We start from the raw sequence: 15,470 nt of genomic DNA, 5'->3' as shown, positions 1-15,470 counted from the left end.
GGCGGTTGTTACCGCCTGTTCACCGGCCAGCCGACTCCTGGGTGCAGGAGCCGGCTGGCCGGCGAAGGATGTTCAGAAGCTCAGGTCGACCTTGGTCCAGAGCGTGCGCCCCGGTTCATTGATGGCCTGTGGGTCATTGGCCGGGTAGCCGAAGCCGGCGTTGCCCGCCAGGTTCAAGTGCTCGGCGTAAGCCTTGCCGAACAGGTTGTCGACGCCGGTGCTGACCTTGAGGTTCTTGTTGATCCGGTAGGCACCGTTGAGGGAGAACACCCCGAAGCCGCCGCTCTTGCCGAAGTCCTTGCCGACCACGTTGCCCTTGTTCAGGTCGACCCGGTTCTGTGCTGCCACCACTCGCCACAAGGCGCCGGCGCTCCAGTTGTCCTCGCTGTAGGTCAGGCCGAAGCGCGCATCCAGTGGCGGCATCTGCGGCAGGGCCTTGCCATCGCTGCTGTTCTTGCCCCAGGCATAGGCCAGGGTCGCGTCGGCTTTCCAGTTGGAGGTCAGTTTGTAGGCCGCGCCCAGTTCGCCGCCCATGATTCGCGCGTTGATGTTTTCGGCCTTGGACATGGTCATGCCCATCATTGCGGTTCGGTAGTCGAACAGGATGTAGTCGCGTACCTGGCCGATGTAGCCCGAGGCCCAGGCCTCCAGGTCGGCGGTCTGGTATTGCAGGCCGAAGTCCAGTTGGGTGGTTTTTTCCGGCTTGATCGAATCAAACGCATTCACCGAGCCGGCCGGGCCCATCTTCGGTGAGAACAGCTCCCAGTAGTCGGGGAAGCGCTGGGTGTGGCCGATGCCGGCATAGACCGTGGTCGGGCTGTCGGCCAAGTCATGCTCGTAACGCACGAAACCGCTGGGCAGGGTGTCGGCGCGGGTGTCGCCTGCGGTGGGGTTGGGGCGGCTCATCATTCCCGAGCCGATGTTCTGGCGGTAGTCCTTGGCCGAGGCGCGGTCGACCCGGGCGCCGGTGATCAGGCGATCCCGTTCTGCGGCGTACCAGGTCAGTTCGCTGAAGACGCCATAATTGTGGAAGTCGGCGTCCTTGGTCCGTGGCAGTTGCTTGTAGGTATCGATGCCGCTGCTGGCGCGGTTGCGATGCTCGCTGGTCTGCGCATCCATGCCGCTGATCAGCTGTACATCGGCCCAGCGCCAGGTGGCCTTGATCCGCGCGCCGAGGGTGCGACGGTCGACGTTGGAGGCCATGGGGCCGGCCATCTTCCCGGTGCCGGACGGAGTGCGCAGGCTGTAGTTGTCCATCACGTGGTCGGCGTAGTTGTAGTAGACCTGGGCCTCGACCTTGTCCAGCACCTCGCCGAGGTTGGATTTCTCGAAGCGCAGGCCCAGGCTTTCGCGCTTGAACTGCGAGCCGTCCATGCCGCGGCCAGCGTAGCGGGCTTCGCCATCGCCCTTGCCGGCAGTGAGCTCCAGCAGGGTGTCGGCGTCCGGGGTCCAGCCCAGGGCCACGTCACCGTTCCACTTGTCGTAGCGCGAGGCCACGGTGTCGTTGTTGCCATCCTTGTAGTCGTCGGAATGTGCGGTGTTGCCGATCACCCGCACATAACCCAGGGGCCCGCCAGCGGCGGCGTCCAGGGTCTTGTCGAAGCGCCCGTTGGAACCGGCCAGCAGGCTGGCGTTGACTCGGGTCCCGAGCTCGCCGAAGTGCTCCGGCTCACGCTCGAAGAGCACCGTGCCGGCGGAGGCACCTGGGCCCCAGAGCACAGTCTGCGGTCCCTTGATCACCGTCAGCTTGTCGTAGGTTTCTGGTGAAATGTAGGACGTCGGGGCGTCCATGCGACCCGGGCAGGCGCCGAGCATCATGCCGCCGTTGGTCAGGATATTCAGCCGTGAGCCGAACATGCCCCGCAGCACCGGGTCGCCGTTGGTACCGCCGTTGCGCACCAGGGCGAAGCCGGGGATGGTCTTCAGGTAGTCGCCGCCGTCACTGGCCGGGACCGGCTGGCGCGGGTCCTTGGGGTTGGTGACCACGGTCAGGGGCGAGCTGGGGGCGATGGCGGTGATCACCGTCGGGCTCAGTTCGTTGATGTGTTGGGAATGGTCCGTCGGGGCGTCGTCGGCCAGGGCCAGGGGGGTCAGCAACACGCCGCAGAACACGGCGAGGGCACGGTTGAAACCCTGGCGCGAAGGGCTCAGGGCAAAGGACTTGGAAGGCAGGGCAACGCCCAGGCGAGTATTAGCAGAAAACATAGATGTTCCATCGATCGGTCTTGAATGACACGGCCGCGAATACGCGGTTGTCGCGATGACAGCCGGCCGTGTGAGTTGAGCGGGGGACTCAGGCGATGATCGGTGGGGCGCGGGTCAGTGCGCCGGGGAACACGGTCTGCCGGGCGTGGCCCAGGCGCGTGGCGGGGATCAGGAAAGACTGGGTAGGGGGCGCCGACAGGGCTGCGAACGACAGGCTCGAGGGCAGCGCCGGGCAGTTGAACAGCAGGCTGCAGTAGCCGCATTTCTCCCAGAGCACATGCTGCTCGCCCTGGGACTTGCCGTGTTCCGAGTGCTGCGGGGCTTCACCGTGACAGCCGGGCGCACTGTCGCCCATGTCCATCGCAACGGACATGTTCATCGGCATCGCGTGATCCATCGGCATCGACTGGGAAATCAGCGGGCCGATAAAGATCATCAACATGGCGAACAGGCTGAGCCAGCTGCCGCGGCGGACTCGGAGCGAGTCTCGACGCGGCACGGGGCACCTGACGCCAGGCATACGCGGGGCGTTCACGGTAGAGGCCGGTCAGTACTTACTGGGCGTGCTTATGCTCTGGCGTGGTCTCTGACGCTTGCTTCTGCACTGCCACTTCGACGGTCACCTCACCGGACTTCTCGAAGTGCAGGGTCAGTGGGAAGCGCTTGCCATCGGTGAGCAGGCTGCGGTCCTTAAGCTCCATCAGCATCACGTGGTAGCCCATGGGGGCGAACTTCACTTCGCCGTTGGCAGGTACGGCAACCTTGTCCACTTGTTGCATCTTCATCAGGTCGCCTTGCATGACGTGCTCATGCAGCTCGGCCCTGCCGGCAATCGGGGAGTCGACGCTGAGCAGGGTGTCGGCATTCTTGCCCGGGTTGTGCACCACGAAGTAGGCCGCAACGGTCGGCGCGTTCGGCGGCAGCTCCTGGGACCAGGGGTGGGCGATTTGCAACTCGCCGGCCTTGTAGTCATGGGCGGTGGCGAAACAGGCAGGCAGCAGCAACGCGGCCAGCAGCAGGGATTGCTTGACCAGGGACGGTTTCAACATGGCGGTTCTCCAGAACGATTCAAAAACGCAGATCACTTGCGAAAGGGAATCATGCCAGAGGTGGGGCACCAGGGTTCAGGCTCGGCCATTGCTGGCGCAGCGTGAGCATTTCGATCTTCGGTTGCGGGGCGCCGGGCAGGGCGGCGAAGCGAACGAAATTCAGCTGGGGCGGATGGCCGGGCAAGGCCACCAGAGGGGCCGAGCCGGAGCAGCACCAGCAGTGCTGCATGTTCGAGTGGTCGTCATTCTGTGGCGCATTCTGCTCAAGCTTGCCCAGGGAAATGGCCACCAGCTTGGTGCCGCTGGCCGAGCAGAAACTGCCCCACAGCAGTTGTTCGTCCAGCCCTTGGCCAGTGCGCTGCATGGCCCCGGAAAGCGGCATGGTAAGCATGTTGAACAGCACTGCGAAGCAGGCGATCCAGGCAAATGCGAGCCGTTGTCGGGACATGATGGACGATCCGTCGGTTGAGCGATCAGGCGGGTATTTAGCCTGATCGCTGTGGATAAGTAAAAAAACACCGTGTGCGGTGTGGTGTCGCAGTGCCGGCTCAGGCAGGGCTGACGTGGAGCTTCAGCCCCAGGGCCTTCATGACCTTGATGATCGTTGCGAACTCGGGATTGCCCTGGCTGCCCAGGGCCTTGTACAGGCTCTCGCGGCCCAGGCCGGTGTCACGTGCGACCTGGGTCATGCCCCGGGCTCGGGCGATGTCGTTGAGTGCGGCGCGGATCAGTACGCCATCGCCGCTGTCTTCCTCGAAGCAGGCGTCGAGGTAGGCGACCATGTCTTCAGGGGTCTTGAGATACTCTGCCGCGTCGAAGCGGCTCACTGGGGTACGCATGTTTCAGCCCTCGCTCTTGAGGTCGTGAGCCAGCTGCCTGGCCCGTTGGATATCGCGACTTTGGGTGGCTTTGTCGCCACCTATCAACAACAGGTAGATCGTCTGGGCGCGGCGCGTAAAGTACACCCGATAACCCGGGCCGCGATGAATGCGCATCTCATGAACACCTTCACCCACGGGTTCACAGTCGCCGAACCGGCCCAGTTGTGCAGCCCTGATCCGGGCCAGCACGCGGGTTTTTCCTTGGGGGGCTTTCAGACGTACAAGCCAGCGGGTGAACTCCTGAGTCTGCTCAAAGATGAACGTGGCGACTGTATTCCTTGGGATACGAGCTGGCAAGTCATTCGCCAGACTTAAACGCAGTGGAGCGACGACCGGACCTGTAGCGGGTGCGGTCGCTGCTGAACCTTTCCAAGGAGGCTAAAATATTGCCGGGCCAGTCGCTGCCAGGGGTTTCCCAAGAGTGTGTGGGGTACGACGTCTTTGTCTGTCAGGCGTAGGCCAGTTGACTCAGGGCGGCCAGGACCTCGGTCACGCTGGCAAAGCTGCGGTCGACCTCGGGCAGGTCGGGGCGCTTGAGCACCAGGACCGGTACCCCGCGTTCGCGAGCCACTTCCAGCTTGGGCTCGGTGGCGCTGCTGCCGCTGTTCTTGCTGATCAGCACATCGATTTGCCGACGCTCGAACAGTTCGCGCTCCTCCGCGATCAGGAACGGCCCGCGGGCACCAATCACTTCACAGCGCGGGTTGCCGGGGTACGCCTCCAGGGCGCGCAGGGTCCAGAACTGTTCGGGAGGGATTTCATCCAGGTGCTGCAAGGGTTCGCGGCCGAGGGTGAACAGGGGGCGCTTGAATGGCTGCAGGGCCTGTACCAGGTGTGACCAGTCGGCTACTTCACGCCAGTCATCGCCCGCCTGGGGTTGCCAGGCGGGGCGCCGCAGGGCCCAGCAGGGCACGCCGCTGAGCGTTGCAGCGGCCACGGCATTGGCGCTGATCTGCGCGGCATAGGGGTGAGTGGCGTCCAGCAACAGGCTGATCCGTTGCTCGCGAATAAAGCCTGCCAGGCCCTCGGCCCCGCCGTAACCGCCGACCCGCACCTGGCAGGCCAGGTCGCTGGGCACCCGGCCGACGCCGGCCAGGCTGTAGATATGTTGCGGACCCAGGGTGCGGGCGATGGCCAAGGCCTCGGTGACCCCGCCCAACAACAGGATGCGGGTCATTGCAACGCTCCAGCGTGGCCGACGATGCCGCCCTGGCGATCGATGGCGAAGACTTCCACCTGGACCTGGGACGGCACCACGCTGCGGGCGAAGTCCAGGGCGTGCTGGCACACCGCGTTGCCCAGGGCGACCCCGGCAGCGCTGGCCATGGCCAGCGCCTGCTGGCTGGTGTTGGCCTCGCGGATGGCCTGTTGCAGGGCCGGATCGGCGCCCACTTCAGCAGCCCATTGCGCCAGTTGTGGCAAGTCGATGCTGGAGTGGCGGCTGTGCAGGTCCATGTGCCCGGCCGCCAGCTTGCTGATCTTGCCGAAGCCACCACACAGGCTGAGTTTGGCCACCGGCACTTTGCGCAGGTGCTTGAGCACTGCGCCGACAAAATCGCCCATTTCGATCAGGGCGATTTCCGGCAGCCCATAGACCCGGCGCATGGTGTCCTCACTGGCGTTGCCGGTGCAGGCGGCGATGTGCTGGTAGCCATTGGTCTTGGCCACATCGATGCCTTGGTGGATCGAAGCGATATAGGCTGCGCAGGAGAAGGGCCGGACAATGCCGCTGGTGCCCAGGATCGACAACCCACCGAGAATCCCCAGGCGCGGGTTCATGGTTTTCAGGGCCAGGGCTTCACCGCCCTCGACATTCACCGTGACTTCGAAGCCGCCGGCGTAGGCTTGCTCCTCGGCGAGTCGCTGCAGATGCTCGCTGATCATCCGCCGCGGTACCGGATTGATCGCCGGCTCGCCCACTGCCAGGACCAGGCCGGGGCGGGTCACGGTGCCGACCCCTGAGCCTGCGACGAAGCGAATTCCCGGTTCGCGGGTCAGGCACACCTGGGAGTACAGCAGGGCGCCGTGGGTAACATCCGGATCGTCGCCGGCGTCCTTGAGGGTTCCGGCTTCGGCGCCGTCTACGGTGTGGCGGCAGAACTCCAGGCGCATCTGTACCTGCTTGCCCTTGGGCAGGACGATATCCACCGCATCCGCGTTGACGCCCGCCAACAGCAGGCGAGCAGCGGCCAGGCTGGTGGCGGTGGCGCAACTGCCGGTGGTCAGGCCACTGCGCAGGGGCGTGGGCTGCTCAGCCGTTTCCTCACGCATAGCGCACACCCTGCAAGGGCGAGCGTGCCCGTGAACAAGCGTTTGCGCACCCGCACGAGGACGCGTTCGCAGGCAAGCCCGCGGCTACCAGGGTCATGGCAATTCCTGGGTTTTTTGCAGGTCCAGCAGGGTGATCGGCAAGGCTTGGCGCCAGGTGTCGAATTCCCCCAGGGGCTGGGCCTGGGCGATATGGATGCGGGTCAGTTCACCGCCGTGCCGGCCACGCCAGTCCATCAAGGTCATTTCGCTTTGCAGGGTCACCGCATTGGCCACCAGGCGTCCGCCAGGCTTGAGTTGTTCCCAGCAGGCCTGCAGTACGCCGTCACGGGTCACGCCGCCGCCGATGAACACCGCGTCCGGACGCTCCAGCCCGACCAGGGCCTGGGGTGCGCTGCCGCGAATCAGTTGCAGTCCGGGCACTCCAAGCACTTCGCGGTTGTGTTCGATCAACTGTTGGCGGCCAGTGTCGGCCTCGATGGCCAGGGCTCGGCAGCTAGGGTGCGCGCGCATCCATTCGATGCCGATGGAGCCGCTGCCGGCCCCCACATCCCAGAGCAATTCACCGGGCACCGGAGCCAGGCGCGCCAGGGTGATGGCGCGCACGTCGCGCTTGGTCAGTTGGCCGTCGTGCTGAAAGGCTGAGTCAGGCAGGCCGGCCAGGCGCGACAGACGCAGCGTATTGGGCTCGGCCCGGCATTCGATGGCCAGCAGGTTCAGGTCGGCAATCGGTGGATCGCTCCAGTCATTGGCAGTGCCATCTACCCGTCGCTCCAGTGGCCCTCCCAGGTGCTCCAGCACACTGATCCGGCTCGGGCCGAAGCCGCGTTCACGCAGCAGACCGGCGATGGCCGCCGGGCTGTGGCCGTCATTGCTCAGCACCACCAGGCGTACGCCGCTGAACAGCTGGGTATTGAGCGCGGCGATTGGCCGCGCCACCACCGACAGGGTGACCACTTCCTGCAGCGGCCAGCCCAAGCGCGCGGCGGCCAGGGAATAAGCGGAAGGGAAGGGCAGCACCTGCAGTTCATGCGCCGGCAGTTGCCGCGCCAGGCTGGCACCGACGCCGAACAGCATCGGGTCGCCGCTGGCCAGCACGCAGACTGCTGTGCCCCGCTGGCTCAGTACCGGCTCCAGTGAAAACGGGCTGGGCCACAGCTGGCGCTCGCCACGGATGCACGCCGGCAGCAGATCCAGCTGGCGCTGGCCGCCGACGATCCGCGAGGCCCTCAGCAGGGCGTGACGGGCATTCCTGCCCAGGCCCTTGAAGCCGTCTTCACCGATTCCCACTACTGTCAGCCAGGGCGACATCACTTTTCCTCGAACATAAAACCTGATGTTCCGACAGGCAGGCTTTTCATGCCTTCGGACAAAGCAGGCATAATACCGCGCCTTCGCTGACGAAGCGCTTTTCCCACACTGCCGGCCACCCCTTTGAACGAACGCTCGATGTCCACTGCCATCCGTCCCTCGGCTTGCCCGGGGTTGCTGCGCATCGTCCCGGCGCTGGACGGTGGCATCTGCCGGATCAAGCTGGCGGGCGGGGCCATCAGCGCGACCCAGGCGCTGGCGGTGGCCGAAGCAGCGCAGGCTTATGCCGGCGGGGTGATCGAGGCCACCAATCGCGCCAACCTGCAGATTCGCGGCATTGGTGCGGAGCATCAGGCGTTGATCGCCAAACTGCTGGCGGCCGGCCTGGGACCGACCTCCGCCGCCGGCGACGATGTGCGCAACCTGATGCTCAGCCCCAGCGCCGGCATTGACCCGCTGCGGCTGCTGGACACCCGGCCCCTGGCCGGGCAGATCCTCGAGACCTTGCAGAGCCATCCGCGCTTCCACGAGTTGTCGGCCAAGTTTGCCGTGCAACTCGACGGCGGCGAGGCCCTGGCCATGCTCGAGCATCACCACGATCTGTGGCTGGCGGCCCTTGAGCGCGACGGACAATTGCTGCTGGCCTTTGGCTTGGCCGGTTGCCCTGTGGATAAACCTGTAGCCGCGGTGCCGCTGGAGCAGGGCCACGAGCTGCTGGTGGCGGTGCTCGAACTGTTCCTCGAACAGGCCCTGCCCGAGCAGACGCGCATGCGTCATTTGCTGGCGCAAATGCCGGTGAGCGATTTTGTCGCGCTGCTGGATCAGCGTTTGAGTCGTCCCTTGCTGAACATCGATGGCTGGCAGCGCCCGGCCGCCGCCGAAGGCCTGCACCTGGGAACTTATCCACAGAGCGACAGCGGGCGGGTGTATGTCGGCGCGGTCACGCCCTTGGGACGCCTCGACCCCGACGTGCTCAAGGGCGTCGCGCAGTTGGCGCAGCGTTACGGCGACGCCAGCCTGCGTTTCACCCCCTGGCAGAGCCTGCTGCTGCCCTTCATTGCCCTGGCGGACGCTCCGGCAGTCACTGCGCAGCTGAGTCAACTGGGCCTGCTGTGCAGCCCTGGGCAGGCCTTGGCCCATCTGATTGCCTGCACCGGTTCCAACGGTTGCGGCAAGGCCCTGGCCGAGACCAAGGGTGATGCCGTCAGGCTGGCAGCCTTGCTGCAACGTCACGGCCGCTGCCTGGATGTGCACCTGTCGGCCTGTTCGCGCTCCTGTGCTGCCGCCCATGTGGCTGCGGCCACCTTGCTGGCCGTGGCCCCCGGGCGCTATGACGTTTATTTTCGCGATGCCGCGCAGCCGGGTTTCGGCACGTTGCACGCACGTAACCTTTCTATTGAAGCGGCAGAGGCTGTACTTGAAGCCCGCCCACGGAGTCACCTTGATGATTGATTACATCCGCGACGGTCAGGAGATCTATCGCAACTCCTTCGCGATCATCCGCGAAGAAGCCAGGCTCGATCGCATCCCTGCCGACCTGGAAAAACTCGCGGTGCGCGTGATCCACGCCTGCGGCATGGTCGAGGCCATCGACGGCCTGCAGTTCTCGGCAGGCGCAGGCAAGGCCGGGCGCGATGCCCTGGCCGCCGGTGCACCGATCCTCTGCGATGCGCGGATGGTCTGCGAAGGCATCACGCGGGCGCGTTTGCCCGCCCACAATCAGGTGATCTGCACCCTGCGCGACGACAGCGTGCCGGAGCTGGCCCGGGAGCTGGGCAACACCCGCTCGGCGGCGGCCCTGGAGCTGTGGCGCCCGCACCTGGAAGGCAGCGTGGTGGTGATCGGCAACGCCCCCACCGCGTTGTTCTACCTGTTGGAAATGCTCGATGCCGGGGCACCGAAACCCGCACTGATCCTCGGCTTCCCGGTGGGTTTTGTCGGCGCCGCCGAATCCAAGGCGATGCTCGCTGCGGACAGCCGGGGCGTGCCCTTCGTGATCATGCAGGGTCGCCTCGGTGGCAGCGCCATGGCCGCCGCCGCCGTCAATGCCCTGGCCACGGAGATCGAATGATGCAGCAACCTGGACGTTTGATCGGCCTCGGCGTCGGCCCCGGTGACCCGGAACTGATTACTGTCAAAGCCCTGCGCCTGCTGCGTGAGTCGCCAGTGGTGGCGTATTTCGTCGCCAAGGGCAAAAAGGGCAACGCCTTCGGTATCATCGAGGCGCACCTGCAACAAGCCCAGACCTTGATGCCGCTGGTGTATCCGGTGACCACCGAAGTGCTGGAGGCGCCGCTGTCCTATGAACAGATAATCAGCGATTTCTACGACAGTGCCAGCGAGGCATTGGCGGTACACCTGGACGCCGGCCGCGATGTGGCGGTGATCTGTGAAGGTGACCCGTTCTTCTACGGTTCCTACATGTACCTGCATGACCGCCTGGCCGAGCGCTATCAGGCCGAAGTAGTGCCGGGCGTGTGTTCGATGCTTGGTGGTGCCTCGGTACTGGGCGCACCGTTGGTGTATCGCAACCAGAGCCTGTCGGTGCTCTCCGGTGTGCTGCCCCATGACGAGCTCAAGCGGCGCCTGGCGGATGCCGATGCGGCGGTGGTGATGAAACTGGGGCGCAACTTCCCCAAGGTGCGCCAGGTACTGCAGGAGCTGGGTCTGGCGCAGCGAGCGTTGTATGTCGAGCGTGCGACCATGGCCAACCAGAAGATCGTGCCCCTGGATGAGGTGGAGCCGATGTCTTCGCCGTACTTCTCGCTGATCATCGTTCCCGGCGAAAGGTGGCAAGGCTGATGGCCCGTTTGATTCCGGCCATCGTGATCCTTGGCCAAGGCAGCCTGAATACCGCGCGTCAGATCCAGCAGCTGTATCCCGATGCGCTGATTTACGGCCTGGCGGAGCGGGTCGAAGGCGCGGACCGGGTCTACGCCGAATTTGGTGCGACCCTGCGCCAGTTGTACCAACAGGACACGCCGATCATTGCCCTGTGTGCGGCGGGCATCGTCATCCGTACCCTGGCGCCGCTGCTGCTGGAAAAAGGCGCCGAGCCGCCGGTACTGGCGGTGGCCGAAGACGGCAGTGCCGTGGTGCCACTGCTCGGCGGCTTGGGCGGCGTCAACCTCATGGCCCGGGAAATCGCCGCGGGCCTGGGGGTGGCGGCGGCCATCACCACCAGCGGTGAACTGCGCTTTGGCACCTGCCTGTTGAACCCGCCGAGTGGCTATGCCCTGGGCGATCTGGAACTGGGCAAACGCTTTGTTTCCGACCTGCTGGGCGGCGAAAGCGTGCGCATCGAAGGCGCTGCACCGTGGCTGGCGCAAGCCAAGTTGCCGCAAGACCAGCAAGCACGCCTGACCATCCGCGTCGGCTCCGCTGAGCGTGAAGCTGCGGCCAATGAGCTGCTGATCTACCCGCGCAGTGTGCTGATTGCCTGCAACGGCAAACTGACCGGCGCCGATGCGCTGCGCGATGCCTTGCATCAGAAGACAATTGCCGTGCAATCCCTCGCTTGCTTGCTGGCCCCTGATAGCGACATGGCCAACCGCACCCTGCATCAAGCCGCTGCTGAACTGGGCGTGCCCCTGCGTTTTTCCTCGGCGCCGGGCAGCGTTGTGGAACTGGCACAACAGGCCGTGCCACAACTGCTGCCGGCCCTCAGCGTGAGCGACGACATCGCTATTGCCGTGGCCAGCCAGCCTCTGGACCCCGAGCAGATCGGCCGTCCGCGTGGCCGCCTCGCGGTGATCGGTCTCGGCCCTGGGGCTGCGGAGTTGATGGTGCCAGCGGTCAAGGCCGAACTGGCCCGGGCCAACGATATCCTCGGCTACGAAACCTACGTGCGCATGGCTGGCCCGTTCCGCGCCGATCAGGTCATGCACTGCACCGACAACCGCGAAGAAATGCAGCGCGCGCGGCATGCCTTTGAACTGGCGGCTCAAGGCCGCTCAGTGGTGGTGGTGTCGTCCGGTGACCCGGGCGTATTCGCCATGGCCGCTGCGGTACTGGAAGCGCTGCACGAGTCCAGCGACCCGGCTTGGCACAACGTCGACCTGGAAATGCTCCCCGGTGTCTCCGCCTCCCTGGCCACCGCTGCACAGGCCGGTGCGCCTTTGGGGCACGACTTCTGCGTGCTGTCGCTGTCGGACAACCTCAAGCCCTGGGAGATCATCGAGAAACGTTTGGACCTGGCATCCCAGGCTGACCTGGCCCTGGCCTTCTATAACCCGATCTCCCGCTCCCGGCCGTGGCAACTGGGGCGGGCCCTGGAAATCGTGCGCCAGCATCGGACGCCGCAAACCCCGGTGGTGCTGGGGCGCGATATCGGCCGTCCGGGGCAGACCCTGCGGGTGATCACCCTGGGCGAGTTGACTCCGGAGCAAGTGGATATGCGCACCATGGTGCTGGTGGGCTCGTCCACCACCTGTGTGTTTCCACGCGCAGAAGGCGGCGAGTGGGTATACACGCCGCGCTGGTACGGCCAGAAGCCCTGAACTCAGCCCTGCTGGAAGCCGCTTGCCGGCGATAGCGATCTGGCGGTCGCCTTCGCCGGCAAGCCGACTCCTACGGTACGGCGGAGGGGCTAGTCATCATCCGGAGCATCGGCTGACAGCAGCCAGGTGACAAACTCGAAGAAGCTGCCCCACCTGGCCGGCATGCGTCCGGCGACAAAGTCCTCCCAGTTCTCGAGGCCAAAATCCCAGACGCCGCCAGAGTCCTTGTCCAGCAAGTAGCCGCCTTCGGCTTGCAATGAGGTGAAGGCGATAAAGTTCTTTGGCAGCTCCCACACTTCATGGATGAATTCAGTGCCGATGAGGATCTGCTCGGTGGGCTCGGCGATGTCCATCAGCACTTCGTAGCTCGCCCGGCTTTCGAAGTCGGCGGGGTGGCAGGCCAGGTAGATCTGCGCGAACTCGCTGTCCAGGGCAATGCCCAGCGTCTTCAGTGCGTGGGTCACCTTGGCGGTTTCGATGCGGGGCCTGGGGTTTGGCTGGGCTTCGATCAATGCCATCAGTTGCTTGGGAATCATCGGGCGTTCTCGCTGGCCCGTGGCCATTTGTCCAAGGGTAAAGTATCCCGGCTTCGGGCGAATTGTTCCCGAGCCTGGCGCAGGGTCATGTGGTTCGGCCCGCTCAGTGCATCGGCGGCATTGCTGCCGTCATCTTCCCAGTGGCACAGGTCACAGATTTCATACTCGCCGCGCGCGCCCAAGGTCAGATAACCGCAGCAAGGGCAGGCGAGCAGCGGCTCGACTGGCTCGTCGACCTGGTGTTCGCCACAGCCGGCTTCAAGCAGGCAGCGGGTCAAGTACTGGGCGGTGACGCTGCGGTATTCCGCGCGCAGGTTGAGCAGTATCAGTGGGTCATAGTGCGGGTCTTGCACGTTTTCGGGGGGCTCCTGATGCTGCAACAGTTCTTGGCGCAGGGTTGCCGGGAGCGTTGCGAACTCAGGGTCGCCGTCATCGATGCTCCACCTGTTCAAGAGCTGGTCGTAGCGCTCTAGCGCAGAGAGGGACAGCAGGCGCTGTCGGCTCAAGCGGTCGATGGCGGCGAGGCGGGTAAGTTTTTCCATGGGCACTCGGCCTGGGTGTTCAGTTTATGGCCAGACCAGAGTCAACTGGTCGGGCCGCTCGATGGGGATTCGTACCCTGACCCCGGATGTCGACTCGGCTTGGATGTGCTGGTCGTGGATTTCTACCCGGCTGAAGGGGTTGGTGTCCCGGAAGGTAATCAACCAGATCAGTTTGTCCGAGCCCTTTTCCTGCAATGCCAGGAAGCCGTCGCCGCCATAGCCGGCAGTCTCGCCGCCTTTGGCGTAAAAAGGCTGCGGGCCGTCGGCGGAAAATCCCAGGGGCGTGACGAAGTCAGGTTCATCCGGGCGGGGATAATCCAGGGCCGGAATCCAGACTTTGTTGAGCGGTTGGGAATGTGCGTAGGGCAGGTCGAACAGGCAGTAGAAACCGCTGTTCAGGATCAGGGCGTTTCCCCGTGGGAAGCACTCGTCCTGCCATTGCTCCTGTACGAAAGCAGCGTCGGCGCTGTAGGGCATTGTGTTGTTCCTTATCCTTCCAGGAGGGCACGGGCGGCTTTGCTTACAGGCTCGGTACCAGCAAGAAACCGGAGTAGTAGGCGCAATGCCCCGCATACCCTGGGCGCGCATCGCAGGGTTTCAGGCAACCTCGGGCGTTGCCAGGAAAGCGCGCGGCCACGGAAAGGGCGAAACCATAGGTCGGGGTGGTCACCGCGAAGCTGTTCTCGCACACGTCCTGGGTGCTGTAGCTGAAGGTCATGGCTTCTTGCCGACCGTTGTGGGCGAAGGCCACCTCGAAGCTGTTGAGGCTGTTCCAGCCCGACAGCGGCAACACCAGGAAGCGATAGTGAGTGGGGTCCAGCTTCTGGCCCATGACCCGCAGGGAGGTGGTGGCCGAATCGCTCTTGGGCGAGGGATAAGGCAACGCCAGCAGCGCTCGTGGGTCGCCGAGTACTCCCAGTTCGAAACCGATGCCCTTCTGGTAGAACGGAATCTGGATGCTCGGGTAGCCGTCGATTTTCACGTACTTGCTGGACGCATAGGGGCCTGAGGTATCGGGCTTGTAGTCGGGTGCCTTGGCGAAGGTCACTTGAAGTTCCAGGACCGCTTGCGTGGTCTTGGCGTCTTCGGTGCGAATATCGCTGGGCCGTTCGGCACCATGGTTGGCGCAACCGCTCAGGAGCACCACGACAACCAGCTGCAGCAGGCGCTGGGTGGACCATGCAAAGGGTCGAGGTAGAAGGTTCGGCATCACTCTCTGCTCCCCTTGATAGGGCTGGAGGTCAGGCCCAGGCCCTTGAGTTGCCAGACCCCTTGGACCTTTTGCCAACTGAAATTCTGCGCGACCCAATCCACTTCCAGGGCATGTTGCAGGCGCCTCCCGTCGATGCTCCGACCTTGCTCCAGGGCTTTTCGGGCACGGGCGTAGGACTCCTTGAACAGCGGCCAGATCTGACTCGCATTCAGCTCCTTGCTGATCGGCCAATGGGCATAGACCCCCTGGTCCACCGAGCTGAGCAGCAAGCTTTCCTTGCCCAGGAACGCGGCGCTGCGATTGTCCGGCGCGACTGACACCAGCATGGAGTGGTGCGAGAGACCCCAGCCGGGCAGTTGATTGTCGAACCACAGCACTTGCCCGGTCGATGGCACGAAGGCTCGTGCGCCCTCGGGGAACAGCAGCAGATCATTGCGTCCTGCTTGCGGCTGGCCCCAGTCGGGTTCGCTCGCGCTTTTGACCGGGCTGAGGATGCGGGCCAGCGGCGTGTCGTTCTGCACGGCAATCACCACCGTGCCGACGCCCATCCATTCGATAGTGGTCGCCAGCAGCACCGGCTGGCCGCCCTGGATCGCGCCGGTGGGCCTGACATCGGTGATCTGCCAGGCATTCAGTGGCCGGTAGGGCCGGCCTTTGTAGGTGATTTCCAAGGTGCTGATGGAGGATCTGCCGCGAAACACGTGGAAGTCGCCAAACTGCTCGCTGTAGCCACTGAGGTAGTCGAGGCGCTTCTTCGATTCTGCGTTTGGCAGGTCTGCCGCCATGGCCGGCTGCGCGAGCAATACCAGCAATGCCAGCAGGTAACCCAGGCGTTGGTCGATCAGGAATCGTAGGGAGGCCAGAGCTGAGCACGGCATCCGGGAGCGGTGCTTGCCGGGAGGTCTTTGGGGCATCTGCATTCCGTTGCCTGTGATTCCATGTAAGGGCGCTGGGGGCATCCCGGAT

General features: G+C 64.6%; 19 protein-coding genes. 4 read left to right on the top strand and 15 right to left on the bottom strand.

From position 1 onward, the window contains the following. Positions 1-72: 72 nt before the first annotated feature. The 10 genes from GV819_RS25140 to GV819_RS25095 all read right to left on the bottom strand — a co-directional run bounded on the left by GV819_RS25140 (position 73) and on the right by GV819_RS25095 (position 7,860). Positions 73-2,205 carry a TonB-dependent copper receptor gene (locus tag GV819_RS25140; RefSeq protein ID WP_161758745.1) on the bottom strand — a complete coding sequence of 711 codons (2,133 nt, stop codon included), beginning with the start codon at positions 2,203-2,205 and terminating at the stop codon, positions 73-75. Positions 2,206-2,293: 88 nt separating this feature from the next. Next, positions 2,294-2,725 (bottom strand): DUF2946 domain-containing protein, encoded by a 432-nt coding sequence (locus GV819_RS25135; protein ID WP_178126088.1) that lies wholly within the window; start codon positions 2,723-2,725, stop codon positions 2,294-2,296. Positions 2,726-2,759: 34 nt separating this feature from the next. Beyond that, entirely contained in the window at positions 2,760-3,254 is a 495-nt protein-coding gene (locus tag GV819_RS25130; RefSeq protein WP_161758743.1) for a copper chaperone PCu(A)C, read from the bottom strand. Positions 3,255-3,303: 49 nt separating this feature from the next. Beyond that, on the bottom strand, positions 3,304-3,702 hold the full coding sequence (locus GV819_RS25125) for a DUF2946 domain-containing protein (RefSeq protein WP_161758742.1): 399 nt from the start codon (positions 3,700-3,702) through the stop codon (positions 3,304-3,306). 100 nt (positions 3,703-3,802) lie between these two features. Next, positions 3,803-4,093, bottom strand: a complete 291-nt coding sequence (locus GV819_RS25120) for an addiction module antidote protein (protein WP_161758741.1) — start codon at positions 4,091-4,093, stop codon at positions 3,803-3,805. 3 nt (positions 4,094-4,096) lie between these two features. Beyond that, the gene (locus GV819_RS25115) at positions 4,097-4,432 is read right to left on the bottom strand and encodes a type II toxin-antitoxin system RelE/ParE family toxin (protein ID WP_178126084.1); all 336 of its coding nucleotides are present in this window, start codon (positions 4,430-4,432) and stop codon (positions 4,097-4,099) included. Between the two features lie 151 nt (positions 4,433-4,583). Continuing rightward, positions 4,584-5,312, bottom strand: a complete 729-nt coding sequence (locus GV819_RS25110) for a cobalt-precorrin-6A reductase (RefSeq protein ID WP_161758740.1) — start codon at positions 5,310-5,312, stop codon at positions 4,584-4,586. Beyond that, on the bottom strand, positions 5,309-6,406 hold the full coding sequence (locus GV819_RS25105; RefSeq protein ID WP_161758739.1) for a cobalt-precorrin-5B (C(1))-methyltransferase: 1,098 nt from the start codon (positions 6,404-6,406) through the stop codon (positions 5,309-5,311). The genes GV819_RS25110 and GV819_RS25105 overlap by 4 nt, the downstream gene beginning before the upstream one ends. A gap of 93 nt (positions 6,407-6,499) precedes the next feature. Next, on the bottom strand, positions 6,500-7,714 hold the full coding sequence (gene cbiE, locus GV819_RS25100) for a precorrin-6y C5,15-methyltransferase (decarboxylating) subunit CbiE (RefSeq protein ID WP_161758738.1): 1,215 nt from the start codon (positions 7,712-7,714) through the stop codon (positions 6,500-6,502). After that, entirely contained in the window at positions 7,714-7,860 is a 147-nt protein-coding gene (locus GV819_RS25095) for a hypothetical protein (RefSeq protein ID WP_161758737.1), read from the bottom strand. Before GV819_RS25095 ends, cbiE begins: the two co-directional genes overlap by 1 nt. On the opposite strand from GV819_RS25095, the gene cobG reads away from it, so the two are divergent. The 4 genes from cobG to cobJ are packed head-to-tail and all read left to right on the top strand — an operon-like array spanning position 7,853 to position 12,213. Beyond that, positions 7,853-9,166 (top strand): precorrin-3B synthase, encoded by a 1,314-nt coding sequence (gene cobG / locus GV819_RS25090; protein ID WP_161758736.1) that lies wholly within the window; start codon positions 7,853-7,855, stop codon positions 9,164-9,166. The two genes, GV819_RS25095 and cobG, sit on opposite strands and share 8 nt — an antisense overlap. After that, positions 9,159-9,785: a precorrin-8X methylmutase gene (locus GV819_RS25085; RefSeq protein ID WP_161758735.1), complete on the top strand. Its 627-nt coding sequence runs from the start codon at positions 9,159-9,161 to the stop codon at positions 9,783-9,785. The genes cobG and GV819_RS25085 overlap by 8 nt, the downstream gene beginning before the upstream one ends. Next, the gene (locus GV819_RS25080) at positions 9,785-10,516 is read left to right on the top strand and encodes a precorrin-2 C(20)-methyltransferase (protein WP_161758810.1); all 732 of its coding nucleotides are present in this window, start codon (positions 9,785-9,787) and stop codon (positions 10,514-10,516) included. Before GV819_RS25085 ends, GV819_RS25080 begins: the two co-directional genes overlap by 1 nt. After that, positions 10,516-12,213 (top strand): precorrin-3B C(17)-methyltransferase, encoded by a 1,698-nt coding sequence (cobJ, locus tag GV819_RS25075; RefSeq protein ID WP_161758734.1) that lies wholly within the window; start codon positions 10,516-10,518, stop codon positions 12,211-12,213. The genes GV819_RS25080 and cobJ overlap by 1 nt, the downstream gene beginning before the upstream one ends. A gap of 89 nt (positions 12,214-12,302) precedes the next feature. Here the strand turns inward: cobJ and GV819_RS25070 are convergent, their stop codons facing one another. From GV819_RS25070 to GV819_RS25050, 5 genes are read right to left on the bottom strand one after another with little or no spacing between them, the layout of a single operon-like run. Continuing rightward, the gene (locus GV819_RS25070; RefSeq protein ID WP_161758733.1) at positions 12,303-12,749 is read right to left on the bottom strand and encodes an SMI1/KNR4 family protein; all 447 of its coding nucleotides are present in this window, start codon (positions 12,747-12,749) and stop codon (positions 12,303-12,305) included. Next, positions 12,746-13,291 (bottom strand): CPCC family cysteine-rich protein, encoded by a 546-nt coding sequence (locus GV819_RS25065; RefSeq protein ID WP_161758732.1) that lies wholly within the window; start codon positions 13,289-13,291, stop codon positions 12,746-12,748. Before GV819_RS25065 ends, GV819_RS25070 begins: the two co-directional genes overlap by 4 nt. A gap of 24 nt (positions 13,292-13,315) precedes the next feature. Next, entirely contained in the window at positions 13,316-13,768 is a 453-nt protein-coding gene (locus GV819_RS25060) for a hypothetical protein (protein WP_161758731.1), read from the bottom strand. Between the two features lie 43 nt (positions 13,769-13,811). After that, positions 13,812-14,501, bottom strand: coding sequence for a hypothetical protein (locus GV819_RS25055; protein ID WP_161758730.1), 690 nt, complete (start codon positions 14,499-14,501; stop codon positions 13,812-13,814). Then, complete coding sequence (locus GV819_RS25050; protein WP_256667586.1) at positions 14,501-15,418, bottom strand: hypothetical protein; 918 nt, start codon at positions 15,416-15,418, stop codon at positions 14,501-14,503. Before GV819_RS25050 ends, GV819_RS25055 begins: the two co-directional genes overlap by 1 nt. Positions 15,419-15,470 lie beyond the last annotated feature (52 nt).

Origin of the sequence: Pseudomonas sp. Fl5BN2, assembly GCF_009908205.1 — a bacterium.
GTDB lineage: Bacteria > Pseudomonadota > Gammaproteobacteria > Pseudomonadales > Pseudomonadaceae > Aquipseudomonas.
This window is presented reverse-complemented; position numbering and strand designations above follow the sequence as displayed.

Bases quoted from the DNA above. Each gene is read 5' to 3' on its own strand.
- GV819_RS25140 (WP_161758745.1), bottom strand. From the start codon at position 2,205: ATGTTTTCTGCTAATACTCGCCTGGGCGTTGCCCTGCCTTCCAAGTCC.
- GV819_RS25135 (WP_178126088.1), bottom strand. From the start codon at position 2,725: ATGCCTGGCGTCAGGTGCCCCGTGCCGCGTCGAGACTCGCTCCGAGTC.
- GV819_RS25130 (WP_161758743.1), bottom strand. From the start codon at position 3,254: ATGTTGAAACCGTCCCTGGTCAAGCAATCCCTGCTGCTGGCCGCGTTG.
- GV819_RS25125 (WP_161758742.1), bottom strand. From the start codon at position 3,702: ATGTCCCGACAACGGCTCGCATTTGCCTGGATCGCCTGCTTCGCAGTG.
- GV819_RS25120 (WP_161758741.1), bottom strand. From the start codon at position 4,093: ATGCGTACCCCAGTGAGCCGCTTCGACGCGGCAGAGTATCTCAAGACC.
- GV819_RS25110 (WP_161758740.1), bottom strand. From the start codon at position 5,312: ATGACCCGCATCCTGTTGTTGGGCGGGGTCACCGAGGCCTTGGCCATC.
- GV819_RS25105 (WP_161758739.1), bottom strand. From the start codon at position 6,406: ATGCGTGAGGAAACGGCTGAGCAGCCCACGCCCCTGCGCAGTGGCCTG.
- cbiE (WP_161758738.1), bottom strand. From the start codon at position 7,714: ATGTCGCCCTGGCTGACAGTAGTGGGAATCGGTGAAGACGGCTTCAAG.
- cobG (WP_161758736.1), top strand. From the start codon at position 7,853: ATGTCCACTGCCATCCGTCCCTCGGCTTGCCCGGGGTTGCTGCGCATC.
- GV819_RS25085 (WP_161758735.1), top strand. From the start codon at position 9,159: ATGATTGATTACATCCGCGACGGTCAGGAGATCTATCGCAACTCCTTC.
- GV819_RS25080 (WP_161758810.1), top strand. From the start codon at position 9,785: ATGCAGCAACCTGGACGTTTGATCGGCCTCGGCGTCGGCCCCGGTGAC.
- cobJ (WP_161758734.1), top strand. From the start codon at position 10,516: ATGGCCCGTTTGATTCCGGCCATCGTGATCCTTGGCCAAGGCAGCCTG.
- GV819_RS25070 (WP_161758733.1), bottom strand. From the start codon at position 12,749: ATGATTCCCAAGCAACTGATGGCATTGATCGAAGCCCAGCCAAACCCC.
- GV819_RS25065 (WP_161758732.1), bottom strand. From the start codon at position 13,291: ATGGAAAAACTTACCCGCCTCGCCGCCATCGACCGCTTGAGCCGACAG.
- GV819_RS25060 (WP_161758731.1), bottom strand. From the start codon at position 13,768: ATGCCCTACAGCGCCGACGCTGCTTTCGTACAGGAGCAATGGCAGGAC.
- GV819_RS25055 (WP_161758730.1), bottom strand. From the start codon at position 14,501: ATGCCGAACCTTCTACCTCGACCCTTTGCATGGTCCACCCAGCGCCTG.
- GV819_RS25050 (WP_256667586.1), bottom strand. From the start codon at position 15,418: ATGCCCCAAAGACCTCCCGGCAAGCACCGCTCCCGGATGCCGTGCTCA.